Below are 12,563 nucleotides of genomic sequence, written 5' to 3' on the forward strand. Positions count from 1 at the left end.
TCTCACATTGTCTCTCCCACCACCACCCGCCCCGAATCCGCGGTCGGAGGGTCCGTACGCTAGGGAAACGTGCAGCTCCAGCAACTCGCCTATTTCGTGGCGGTCGCCGAGGCTCGGCACTTCACCCAGGCCGCCGAGCGGATGCGCGTAGCCCAGCCCTCGCTGAGCAAGCAGATCAAGGCCCTGGAGGCCGAGCTCGGCGCGCCGCTGTTCAGTCGTGCCCGGGGAAACGTCACGCTGACCCCCGCGGGCGAGGCGTTGCTACCGCTGGCCCGCCGCATGCTGGCCGACGCCGAGACCGCCAGGAGCGAGGTCGGCGAGCTGGCCGGGCTGCGCCGCGGCCGGGTCCGGCTGGGCGCCACGCCCTCGCTCTGCGCGGGGCTGCTCGCCGACGCGCTGGCCAGGTTCCACCACACCTACCCCGGCATCGAGCTGTTCGTGGAGGAGGGCGGCTCCCGCGACCTGGTCCGCACCCTCGCCCGGGGCCAGCTCGACCTGGCGCTGATCATCATGCCGCTGCACAGCGACGACCCCGCCCTCGTCACCGAGGAGGTGCTGCGGGAGAACCTCGTCGTCGCCTCTCCCTCGACCACTCGCGCCCGCAGGTCGTACGTGCGCATCGAGGAGTTGCGCCGCCGGCCGATGGTGATGTTCAGGCGCGGATACGACCTGCGGGAGGCCACGCTCAACGCCTGCCGGCAGGCCGGGTTCGAGCCCAGGTTCGCGGTGGAGGGCGGCGAGATGGACGCCGTGCTGCGCTTCGTGGAGGCCGGGCTGGGGGTCGCGCTGGTGCCCTCGATGGTCCTGGACGGCCGCCCGGGACTTTCCGGGACGCCCCTGGCTCCTCCCGGGCTGCGCCGCACCATCGCCATCGCGCACCGCAAGGACGTCGAGCCCACCCGCGCGGCCCAGGCCTTCCGCGCGACCCTGCTCCTCTTCCTCGCCGAGGCCGCCCACGAGGGCACCCTCCCCCAGGGACTGGACCTGATCATCCAGGGTTGACTCCCGGCGAGGACACCGTCGGGCCCCCGTGCCGCTCGGTGCCTCCCCCGGTGTCCGGCGGGCGGTGAATCACCCCGCATCGGCGCCCCGGTACCTGACGTGTCGCACTATTCTACGTAGCGTCGACAGGTTCTCCCGAGCTCACGAAGAGGCGTCAGTGACCGCCCCCGCCAACGAAACGCTCACGCTTCTTCTGATCGAGGATGACGCGGGCGACGCCTTTCTCGTGGAGGAGTTGCTCGGCGAGGCGGACAACCCACCGAAGATCATCTGGGTGCGGAGCCTGGCCGAGAGCAGGGTCCGGCTGACCTCCGACGTGCAGTGCGTGCTCGTCGACCTCTCCCTGCCCGACGCGGCCGGCCTGGAGGCATTGGAGCAGGTGCTCTCGATGGCGCCGCATGCCGCCGTGCTCGTGCTGACCGGCCTGAACGACGCCCACGTCGGCGTGGAGGCGGTCGCCGCGGGCGCCCAGGACTTCCTGGTCAAGCAGGACGTGGAGGGTCGCCTGCTGGCGCGGGCGATCCGCTACGCGATGGAGCGCAAGCGCGCCGACCTGGCCCAGCGCAGGCTGGTCGAGGCCGAACTGCTCACCAAGGAGAACTCCCGCCTCGAACGCGGGCTCCTCCCGGTCCCGCTGCTGACCACGGAGGTTCTGGAACACCACGCCCGCTACCTGCCAGGACGCAGGCGCGCCCTGCTCGCCGGTGACTTCTGGGACACCGTGCAGAGCCCCGACGGCGCCGTCCACGTGGTGGTCGGCGACGTGTGCGGGCACGGTCCCGACGAGGCCGCGCTGGGGGTCGCGCTCAGGATCGCCTGGCGGACCCTGGTCCTGGCCGGGCACACCGGCAACGAACTGCTCGGCACGCTGGAGTCGGTGCTCCGCCTGGAACGCAAGTCCGCGGAGATCTTCACCACCCTGTGCATCGCCACCATCGACCCCGCGCTCAGCCACGCGCGGATGCACGTGGTCGGCCACCCGCCGCCGCTGCTGATCCGCGACGGCGCGATCGGCGTGGTGCCGGGCACCCCCTCGGGACCGCCACTGGGCATCTTCCAGGACGTGCACTGGTCGGAGATCGACGTCGCGCTCGGCGACGACTGGTCGCTGCTGCTCTACACCGACGGGCTGATCGAGGCCACCGTGGGCGGCGGACCCGACCTGCTCGGCACCGAGGGCCTGCTCAGGCTCGTCCAGGAGCAGGGCGGGATCGAACTCGACCGCCTCATCGAGCGCGTCATCGAGCTGAACCGCGACGCGCTCAGCGACGACCTGGCGACCGTGCTCATCTCCCGGAACGGGAAACGATGACCGAGCGCTCGGATCGCGGCACCAGTCCCAAGCCCCTGCCCTCGCCCACCCCCGCTAAGGGGTTCGGGAGGCTTCCGGTGGGACGCTGGTTCATGTTCGCCGGGGTGGGCATCGCACTGATCTTCATGATCTCGGCCGTCGTCACGATCAGGTCGATCGAGGACGCGCGCCAGGCCAGGGAGACCCTGGTCGACGTCATCGACCCGGCGACGCTGCGCACCCTGGAGATCTCCAACGCGCTGACCGCGCAGGAGAGCTCGGTGCGGGCGTACGGCAGGACCAACGAGGACACCTCCCTGAACGACTACCGGAAGGCGCTCGCCGAGGAGGACAGGGCGATGGCGGCGCTCACCGCGCTGGTCCCCCGGATGCCGGAGCGGCAGGCGGTCAGCGCCGAGGTCGCCCGGCTGAAGGCCGGCGGAGACGCCTGGCGGCGCGACTACGCGGAGCAGGTCATCGCCTCGGTGCCGACGCTGAAGACCGACGCCGCCCGGCAGAACGCCACGGTCAACGCCACCCGGTTCACCGAGATCCGGCAGTCCCTCTCGGATCTGCAGAGCCACCTGAGCCGGCTGCACGAGATCGGCAGCGCTCAGCTCGACCGCGGCTGGCAGGCCCTCTACATCGCGCTCATCGGGGTGGCCGGGGCACTGGTCGCGGCCGCGATCGTCTCGGCCCTCATCGTGCGCCACGCGGTGCTCCGCCCGCTGGCGGAGCTGAACGAGCAGGTGCGCGCGGTCGCCCAGGGGGACTTCGACCACAAGCTCGGGGTCGAGCATCCCGCCGAACTGGCCGAGCTGTCCGGCCACGTCGACGCGATGCGCCGCCGCATCCTCGCCGAGTGGCACCGAGCCTCGGAGACGCAGCGCAAGCTGGAGGACCAGGCGACGGAGCTGAGGCGCTCCAACAGCGAGCTGGAGCAGTTCGCCTACGTGGCCAGTCACGACCTGCAGGAGCCGCTGCGCAAGGTGGCCAGCTTCACCCAGATGCTGGAGCAGCGCTACGGCGACCAGCTCGACGATCGCGCCAAGCAGTACATCGCCTTCGCGGTCGACGGCGCCAAGCGCATGCAGATGCTGATCAACGACCTGCTCGACTTCTCCCGGGTCGGCAGGATGGGCGGCGAGCGCACCGGCATCGACGCCACGGTGCCACTCAAGGCCGCGCTGAACAACCTCGCCGCGCCGATCGAGGACGGTGGGGCGACGGTGACCCACGACGAGCTGCCCCGGGTGCACGGCAACCGGGTGCAGCTCACCCAGCTCTTCCAGAACCTCATCGGCAACGCGATCAAGTTCCACTCGCAGGACCCGCCGGAGATCCACATCGGGGTGCGGCGCGACGGGGACATGTGGGAGTTCTCCTGCACCGACAACGGCATCGGCATCGACAGTAAGTACACTGACCGCATCTTCCTGATCTTCCAGCGCCTGCACGGGCGGGACGTCTACGCGGGCACCGGCATCGGGTTGGCTCTCTGCAAGAAGATCGTCGAGTACCACGGCGGTCGCATCTGGCTGGACACCGAGGACGGCGGACCCGAGAACACCACCAGGACCGGTACGACCTTCCGCTGGACCCTTCCCTCAGGAGACACCGCTGATGAATGACCTGCGCTGGATCGACGTCCTGCTGGTCGAGGACGACCCGGGCGACGTCCTGCTGACCAGGGAGGCGTTCGAGCTCAACAAGGTCCGCAACAAGCTGCACGTGGTCAACGACGGCGAGCAGGCCATGTCCTTCCTCCGCAAGGAGGGCGAGTACGCCGACGTGCCCCGGCCCGACCTGATCCTGCTCGACCTCAACCTGCCCCGCAAGGACGGCCGGGAGGTGCTCCAGGACATAAAGGCCGACGAGAAGCTCCGCGGGATCCCGGTGGTGGTGCTGACCACGTCGGAGTCCGAGGAGGACATCCTGCGCAGCTACAACCTGCACGCCAACGCCTACGTTTCCAAGCCCGTCGACTTCGACCAGTTCATCAGCGTGGTCCGGCGGATCGACGACTTCTTCGTGACCGTCGTCAAGCTGCCCAACTCCGGCCAGCACTACTGACGGCACGCCACGCCCGGCGGCGGGATCCCCCGGTCCGCCGGGCATCGCCCATACCGGCGGGATCCCCCGCGGGCGGGATTCCCACGCCCGTTTTCACGGCCCCCGAGACCTCCCCGTGATCGTCCACCTCGTGAGACGTCGCAGGCAGGACACCTCTGCGCGCCAACGTGACAGGAATCACACCTGGCTAGTGAAATTACCAGTGACCTCTCTCACATAACCCCCGGGCTCCGTCGTAACGTATCCCCCACCAACATGCGCGCGCACGTGTGAGCCGGCGCGACCATGGCCCAGCGCGCGGCACAACTGAAACGACCCGGACCCCAAGGCGAGCGGGGTTCGCGGGAGGTGGAGAGGTCTCGATGACCCAGACAACGGCCGAGAGCCCGGCCAGAAGGCAACGTGCGCAGATCAAGGAGCGCACCCTGCGAACCGACCCGTGGTGGCGCTATCCACTGGTCACATTCATCATCTTCACGGCATTCCTCGTCTACGCCACGTGGGCGATCTTCGACGCGAGCTACTTCGTGTCCCCATATCACGCGCCGTTCGCGTCGCCCTGTCTCGCGACGAGCTGTCCGGAGGAGGCGCGGCTGTTCGGCCTCGCCCCGTTCGGCGACTGGTACGCCCTGCCCCCGGGACTGCTGATCCTCGGCCTCCCCGCGGGGTTCCGCTTCACCTGCTACTACTACCGCAAGGCCTACTACCGGGGGTTCTGGCTCTCGCCCCCGGCGTGCGGGGTGGCCGAGCCGCACAAGAAGTACACTGGTGAGTCGCGCTTCCCTCTGATTCTTCAGAACATTCACCGTTACTTCTTCTACGCGGCGATCGTCATCGGCCTCGTCCTGGCGTACGACGCGGTGAAGGCGCTGATCGCCAAGCCGACCGGCCTGGGCACGTGGATCCTGATCGTCAACGCGATCCTCATCAACCTGTACACGCTGTCGTGCCACTCCTGCCGGCACATCACGGCCGGGCGCCTGAACCACTTCTCCAAGCACCCGGTCCGCTACCGGGCCTGGGGCATCGTCTCCAAGCTCAACGCCAAGCACCAGGAGCTCGCACTGATCTCCATGTTCAGCGTGATGGGCGCCGACATCTACGTCCGGCTGGTCGCCAAGAACATCATTCCCTTCCCGTTCGCATAAGGATCACCAGTGGAAATCGAGCGTCACGAATACGACGTCGTCGTCATCGGCGCCGGCGGAGCGGGGCTGCGGGCGGCCATCGAGGCCCGTCAGCAGGGCAAGCGTACGGCGATCGTCTGCAAGTCCCTGTTCGGCAAGGCGCACACGGTCATGGCCGAGGGCGGCGCCGCCGCGGCCATGGGCAACGTCAACAGCGACGACAACTGGATGGTGCACTTCCGCGACACCATGCGGGGCGGCAAGTTCCTCAACAACTGGAGGATGGCCGAACTGCACGCCAAGGAGGCTCCCGACCGGGTCTGGGAGCTGGAGGCGTGGGGCGCGCTGTTCGACCGCACCAAGGACGGCAAGATCAGCCAGCGTAACTTCGGCGGGCACGAGTACCCGCGGCTGGCCCACGTCGGCGACCGCACGGGCCTGGAGCTGATCCGCACCCTGCAGCAGCGGGTGGTCGCGCTCCAGCAGGAGGACGAGAAGCTCCACGGTGACGCCGAGGCGTACATCAAGGTCTTCCAGGAATGCACGGTGACCCGCCTGCTCAAGGACGGCGACGCCATCTGTGGCGCCTTCGGCTACTGGCGGGAGAACGGCAAGCTCATCCTGTTCGACGCCCCCGCGATCGTGCTGGCCACCGGCGGCATCGGCAAGTCGTACGTGGTCACGTCCAACTCGTGGGAGTACACCGGCGACGGCCACGCGCTGGCCCTGCTGGCCGGGGCGAACCTGATCAACATGGAGTTCATCCAGTTCCATCCCACCGGGATGGTCTGGCCGCCCTCGGTCCGGGGCATCCTCGTCACCGAGTCCGTCCGCGGCGACGGCGGGGTGCTGAGGAACTCCGAGGGCAAGCGCTTCATGTTCGACTACATCCCCGAGGTGTTCAAGGACAAGTACGCCACCTCCGAGGAGGAGGGCGACCGCTGGTACACCGACCAGGCCAACAACCGCCGCCCTCCGGAGCTGCTCCCCCGCGACGAGGTCGCGCGGGCCATCAACTCCGAGGTGAAGGCGGGACGCGGATCGCCCCAGGGCGGCGTCTACCTCGACGTCTCCACCCGCCTCCCGGCCGCCGAGATCATCAAGCGGCTGCCGTCGATGCACCACCAGTTCAAGGAACTGGCCGACGTCGACATCACCAAGGAGGCCATGCAGGTCGGCCCGACCTGCCACTACATCATGGGCGGCGTCGAGGTCGACGCCGACACCGGCGCGGCGGCCGTACCCGGTCTGTTCGCGGCCGGTGAGGTCTCCGGCGGCATGCACGGCTCCAACCGGCTGGGCGGCAACTCGCTGTCGGACCTGCTGGTGTTCGGCCGCCGTGCGGGCATGGGAGCGGCCTCGTACGTGGACGGTCTGGCCGCCCGGCCGAAGATCTCCGAGGAGTCCGTGGCCAAGGCGAGCGCGGAGGCGCTGGCCCCGCTGGAGCGCTCGGGCGAGAACCCGTACGAGGTCCACCACGAGCTGCAGCGGACGATGAACGAGCTGGTCGGCATCATCCGCAAGTCCGAGGAGGTCTCCGAGGCGCTGGAGGCGGTGGAGAAGCTCAAGGAGCGGGCCCAGAACGTCGGCGCGGCCGGCAGCCGGATCTACAACCCGGGCTGGCACCTCGCCCTCGACCTGCGCAACATGCTCCTGGTCTCGGAGTGCGTGGCGAAGGCGGCGCTGCTGCGCGAGGAGAGCCGCGGCGGCCACACCCGGGACGACTTCCCGGTCATGTCCGCCGAGTGGCGGACCAAGATCCTGCGCTGTGCCCTCACCCCGGACGGCTCCGGCATCACGGTCGAGGAGCAGGTCCAGACCGCGATGCGGGACGACCTCATCACGCTGTTCGACCGCGACGAGCTGAAGAAGTACATCACCGAGGAAGAGCTGGCCGCCTTTGACGCGCTGGCCAAGGAGTAACCATGAGTTACAAGGCGAAGTTCCGCGTCTGGCGGGGCGAGGGCGGCGAGGGCAAGCTTGAGGACTTCACCGTCGAGGTGAACGAGGGCGAGGTCGTTCTCGACATCATCCACAGGCTCCAGGCGACCCAGGCCCCCGACCTCGCCGTCCGCTGGAACTGCAAGGCCGGCAAGTGCGGCTCGTGCTCCATGGAGATCAACGGCAGGCCGAAGCTCGGGTGCATGACCCGGATGTCCACCTTCAGCGAGGAGGAGACGATCACCGTGACGCCCATGCGGACGTTCCCGGTGATCAAGGACCTGGTCACGGACGTCTCGTACAACTACCAGAAGGCCAGGGAGATCCCGTCCTTCACTCCTCCGGCCGACGTGAAGCCGGGCGAGTACCGCATGCAGCAGATCGACGTCGAGCGGTCCCAGGAGTTCCGCAAGTGCATCGAGTGCTTCATGTGCAACAACGTCTGTCACGTCATCCGTGACCACGAGGAGAACAAGCCCGACTTCGCCGGTCCGCGCTTCCTGATGCGGATCGCCGAGCTGGACATGCATCCGTACGACGTGGCCGACCGCAAGGACTCCGCTCAGGAGGAGCACGGCCTGGGTTACTGCAACATCACCAAGTGCTGCACCGAGGTCTGCCCCGAGCACATCAAGATCACTGACAACGCGCTGATTCCCATGAAGGAGCGCGTCGTCGACCGGAAGTACGATCCGCTGGTCTGGCTGGGCAACAAGATCTTCAAGCGTTCCGGCTCGAAGAGCTGACCCCTGCACGGCGGCGCCGCCCACGGGACTCTCCCCGGGCGGCGCCGCCGTGTTTCCCCAGCGTTTCAAGTGCTGGAGGCTGCTGGTCGTATCTCGGCTGAACCCGGCACTCGGCAGCCTGAACCGGCGGTCGCAGCGAACTGGTCGAAGCGATCGGCGAGCACGCCCCCGGCCTCGAACTGACGGGGCTCGCCGCCGGCTTCCACGCCGTCGCCCGGCTTCCCGAGGGAGCCGACGAAGCGGAGATCGTCGACGCGGCGGCCCAGCGCTCCGTCGGGCTGCGGGGGCTCGATCGACACCGATCGCCGAACGGCGAGGGCTCGCCGGGGATCGTGTTCGGCTTCGGAGACGTCAACGAGGACGCGATCAGACACGGGATCGCGGCCATGGCGACCTACTGCGGCGGGGATGAGACACGTGGTAGCGGTGGCCGCCGCTTCCGCGTATCCACTGACATCAGGTCCGCGCGCGACAGCGTGCTCGGAGGCGAGGACGGTTCCAGAGGCTGGGACCCGCCGGGCCGGTACGGGTCAGGTGGAGCGGCGGAAGAGGCCGCGCTTCTTCTTGCCGGCGTCCTGACCGGGGAGCGGGTAGACCGCCGTCGAGGCCGGCCCCATGGGGGGCTGCTCGCCGGCGTCCGGCCGATTACCGGGGCCACCGTAGGCCCCCGGACCACCGGGGCCGATCAGCGTCGCCGGATCACCGCCGGGGCCACCGGGACCACCCTGAACCGGCGGGCCACCACTGCCGTGAGCCCCACTGCCGTGAGCCCCACCGGCGGGACCCCCGTGGCCGCCAGGGCCGCCTCGGGGAGGCTCCTGTGGGAACGGCGCCCCGGGGGACTCGGGCTGCCCCTGCGGGAAACGCCCCTCGCGAGGCTCGGGGCCGAGGTTCTCCGGCCGGCCGGGCTGGGTACGCTCGTCCGGCCCACCCTGACCCGGAGCGCCCTGCGACTCGGGTCCGAAGGGCTGGGGCTGGAAATCGCCCTGGGGGCGGCCCGGCAGGTTCCGATCATCCTGCGGTTCCTGGCCGAAGGGCTGGGTGCCGTGGAACGCGGCCGCCGAACCGTCCTGGCCCACCGGGCCGTAGGGCACCTGCCCCTGGACGGTCTGCTGGCCGTACGGGTCGCCGTGGCCGGTGGCCTGCTGCTCGTAGCCGGGCGCGGGCATGTACGCCGTCGTCTGCTCGTAGCCGTAGGGGTACTGCCCGGGGGCGTAGCCCTCCGGGTAGACCGGAGAGTACATCTGCATCGGGACGAGGCTGATGATCGGCGCGTAGGCCGTGCCGCCCTGGTAGGGGCCGGGAACGAAACCGGGTCCGGCGGCGTAGCCGGGACCGCCGTGATAGGCCATCGGGTCCATCGAATCGACGCGGGGACCCATTCCCCGGGGACCGGCCCGGCGGATGGCCGCGGCGTGGGCCAGGCGGCGCAGCCTGCCCTCGAAGATCAGCACGGCGAACAGCACCAGCAGCACCAGGATCAGCGCCGGGATGCCGAGCTGGCGGCTCAGCGTGGCCCCGTCGAACTCGGCGTTCGCGTTGCGGATCTCGGCCACGGAGGTCTCGTCGAACGTGGCGCTCTCTTGGGGGTTGGGCGTGGCGGAGGGAAGCGTGTCCGACGGGGTGCTGGCCGGGAACTGGACCTCCGCCTCCTCGGACGCCGAAGGGCTGGTCTCGGTCTCCGGCGGAGCGATCGGGGCCGTGGTCTCCTGGGCCGGCGGAGCGACCGGCTCCTGCGGGGGCGGCGGGGCCGTGGTCTTCGGGGGCTTCGTCGTCGGCGGGACGGTCACTGTGGTGGTCACGGTCTTCTGCGGGACCGGGGTCTCCTCCGTGCCGCCCCCGGGATCCTCGGTGACCGTGACCGTGACGACCGGCGTGGGTTCCTCACAGGGCCCCGCCGGATCGACGTCACATCCGGGGATGTACGACGGGTCGGCGACCATCGTCCTGACCGTCGCGCCGGCCACGGAGGAACCGGTGAGCGGTGCCACGGCGACCAGGAAGGCACCGCTGATCCCCAAAGACATCACAACGGCGGAGACAGCTGCCCTGAGCCGTGCTCGCGTCACCGGTGCCCTCCGTGCAATCAACCATGAACACGTCAAAGAAATACTAGTTGGGCAAAAGTAACAGTAAATCGCCTTTTACAAAACGTGTCGCGAACGACGGCGGCGCTGGATCCTCCGCTGCAGCCAGAGGAGGCCGACGAGTGCTCCCACCGCTGCTCCCACCGCTGGTAGGCCCCGTACTCCCGTCAGCAGCGGGCTTGACTCGGCGACCGCCTGGACCTGGGTGTTCGGACCGTCGAGATCCTGCGGGAGGGGCGCACCCTGCGGTACGGGGACCTGTGCGGCGGCTGGGAAGGATCCCGCCGGCGGCAACTGGAGCTGGGGCCCGGTTCCGAGACCGGGCGGCTGGCCCGCCCCCGCCATCCCCGCGGAGGCCGGCGGCACCTGCGACGGTACGCCCGGCACCTGCCCCATGGGCAGCGGCGGTACCTGCTGCGGCACCATCGGTGCCTGGCCGCCCGGCGGCTGTCCCATGGGCACCTGCTGTCCCGCTCCCGGGTAGCCGGTCCCCGGGAAGCCGGTCCCCGGGAAGCCGGTCCCCGGGTAGCCGGGACCGACCGGCCCGCCCGCTTCCCGTTGCGGCGCACCGGGCCGGCCGGCCTTTCCCTTCCCGCCTGCCCCCGGATGGCCCGGAAGCATCGGCTGCCCCATCCCCTGCGGTTGCGCGCCGAGCTGACCGGGCTGGACGAGCATGCCCTGACCGAGCTGACCGGGCATACCCTGGCCGGGCTGGACGAGCATGCCCTGTCCCGGCTTGGCCGGCCGGCCAGGCATGCCCTGACCGGGCTGGACGAGTTGTCCGGACGGCCACTGGACGGCCCCCGGGTAACCGGGCCCCATCGGCGCCACCACCGGGCGGCGCGCTCCGGGCTTGCCGATCACCGTCTGGCCGCCTGCCGGATAGCCGGGTCCCACGGGCCCGAGCATCGGCCGGCCCGCCCCCTCGCGGCGCGCGCCGGACCGGCAGGCCGCCCGCTGCTTCCCGGACATCTTCCGCCCGGCCGCCCCGCGTCCCGCGTGAGACCCCATGACCGGATGGTTCCTGCCGTTCTGCCGCTGAAGGAGATGTTCCTCAGGTGCTTTCACCGGCTTCGGTACGGCGACGGCCGGGCCATGGCCGGCCACACCGCCACTCGTCTCCGGTGCGGCGCCCGGAACGGCGGCGTCGGCGGGAAGCCGCGTTCCCGGCTGAACCGAGCCCTCGGGAGCCACCGGGGCCGAGGGAGCCAGCGGGGCCGAGGGAGCAGCCGGGGCTGCGGGAGCCACCGAGGTCGAGGGCACGGCCGTGCTTCCGCCCATGCCCGTAGCGGCACTGCCGCCCCCCGCCACGACCGATCGCGGCACCTCGGGGCCCGACGGCCTTTCCAGAACATCAAAAAGGAACGCCAGCGTGCGCTGCTCGGCCTTCTCCGCCTCCGACGCGCCGGGGGCGATCTTCGGAACCCAGCCCCGCTCCCCGACTGCCTGGGGAGCGTTGAGGACCAGGTCGACGCCACCGAGCGTCTCCACGCCCGCCTGCGGATCCGCGGGCCAGGCCGAGGCGGCATCTCCCAGATAGATCCTGGAAGGGCCGGAGACCTCCGGAGCACCGGAGACGGGCAGAGTCTGCCTGACCTCCCGCTGGGCGTGGACCGGCTCCGGGCTCCCCACGGCGCCCCGGATCTGCTGCGGCACCGCGTCCGGCCCCCCGGCGGTGCTCCCGACGGTGCCTCCGGCGGTGCTCCCGACAGTGCCCCCGACGGCGCCCCCGGCAGTGCTCCCGACGGCGCCCCCAACGGTGCCCCCGATGGTGCCCCGCACCTGCCGGGTCACCACATCCGAGCCCTTGAGCGTGCCCTGACCCTGCTGCACCGTCTCGCCACCGGGTCCGCGCATCCGGGCCATCGCGGTCAGCGTGATGTCCCGGGGACGCTGCGGCGCGGCGAGCAGCACGTCGACGAGCCCGCCGTCGGCGGGCAGGTCACCGACCGAGCAGACCGCAGTCCCCTTGGGGAGCGGTGTCGCGGGCCTGGTCGCCACCGGGCACTCGATGCTTCTGAGGGCATCGGCGGGGGTCGTCACGACCGCCAGCCGCGCGCCGGCGCCCGGCCCTCGCAGGCGGATGCGGAAGCGGATCACCTCACCGGTGCGGCTCCACCGCGACCACGTACCGGAGGCGGCGGCCAGGTCGAGGGGCGACTCGGCCGACTCTGCCGGCTGGGCGGCGTACACCCCCGAGGCGCCGCCGAGGATGAGCACCCCCGCTCCGACAGCCGACACGATCCGAGTACCACGCCACCATACGGTCACCGCATATCTCCGTTCCCCGGGTACG

The 12,563-nt window shown here is 70.3% G+C and carries 9 protein-coding genes; 7 read left to right on the forward strand and 2 right to left on the reverse strand.

The features are described 5' to 3' along the window. The first annotated feature begins 69 nt into the window (after positions 1 to 69). The 7 genes from ABT130_RS15235 (at position 70) to ABT130_RS15265 (ending at position 8,180) form a co-directional block, all read left to right on the forward strand. Positions 70 to 1,002 carry a LysR family transcriptional regulator gene (locus ABT130_RS15235; RefSeq protein ID WP_350955952.1) on the forward strand — a complete coding sequence of 311 codons (933 nt, stop codon included), beginning with the start codon at positions 70 to 72 and terminating at the stop codon, positions 1,000 to 1,002. 157 nt (positions 1,003 to 1,159) lie between these two features. After that, complete coding sequence (locus ABT130_RS15240; RefSeq protein ID WP_350921685.1) at positions 1,160 to 2,314, forward strand: PP2C family protein-serine/threonine phosphatase; 1,155 nt, start codon at positions 1,160 to 1,162, stop codon at positions 2,312 to 2,314. A gap of 77 nt (positions 2,315 to 2,391) precedes the next feature. Then, positions 2,392 to 3,924 carry a sensor histidine kinase gene (locus ABT130_RS15245; protein ID WP_350955954.1) on the forward strand — a complete coding sequence of 511 codons (1,533 nt, stop codon included), beginning with the start codon at positions 2,392 to 2,394 and terminating at the stop codon, positions 3,922 to 3,924. Continuing rightward, entirely contained in the window at positions 3,917 to 4,366 is a 450-nt protein-coding gene (locus tag ABT130_RS15250; RefSeq protein WP_350921681.1) for a response regulator, read from the forward strand. The genes ABT130_RS15245 and ABT130_RS15250 overlap by 8 nt, the downstream gene beginning before the upstream one ends. A gap of 362 nt (positions 4,367 to 4,728) precedes the next feature. Further along, the gene (sdhC, locus tag ABT130_RS15255; RefSeq protein ID WP_350921678.1) at positions 4,729 to 5,514 is read left to right on the forward strand and encodes a succinate dehydrogenase subunit SdhC; all 786 of its coding nucleotides are present in this window, start codon (positions 4,729 to 4,731) and stop codon (positions 5,512 to 5,514) included. Between the two features lie 9 nt (positions 5,515 to 5,523). Then, positions 5,524 to 7,416, forward strand: a complete 1,893-nt coding sequence (locus ABT130_RS15260) for a fumarate reductase/succinate dehydrogenase flavoprotein subunit (protein WP_350955956.1) — start codon at positions 5,524 to 5,526, stop codon at positions 7,414 to 7,416. Between the two features lie 2 nt (positions 7,417 to 7,418). After that, positions 7,419 to 8,180 carry a succinate dehydrogenase/fumarate reductase iron-sulfur subunit gene (locus ABT130_RS15265; RefSeq protein WP_350921675.1) on the forward strand — a complete coding sequence of 254 codons (762 nt, stop codon included), beginning with the start codon at positions 7,419 to 7,421 and terminating at the stop codon, positions 8,178 to 8,180. A gap of 530 nt (positions 8,181 to 8,710) precedes the next feature. Here the strand turns inward: ABT130_RS15265 and ABT130_RS15270 are convergent. Further along, complete coding sequence (locus ABT130_RS15270; RefSeq protein ID WP_350955958.1) at positions 8,711 to 10,207, reverse strand: hypothetical protein; 1,497 nt, start codon at positions 10,205 to 10,207, stop codon at positions 8,711 to 8,713. A gap of 117 nt (positions 10,208 to 10,324) precedes the next feature. Beyond that, positions 10,325 to 12,508, reverse strand: a complete 2,184-nt coding sequence (locus ABT130_RS15275) for a mediator complex subunit 15 domain-containing protein (RefSeq protein ID WP_350955960.1) — start codon at positions 12,506 to 12,508, stop codon at positions 10,325 to 10,327. Between the last annotated feature and the right edge of the window lie 55 nt (positions 12,509 to 12,563).

Source organism: Streptosporangium sp. NPDC001681 (assembly GCF_040298085.1).
Lineage (GTDB): Bacteria > Actinomycetota > Actinomycetes > Streptosporangiales > Streptosporangiaceae > Streptosporangium.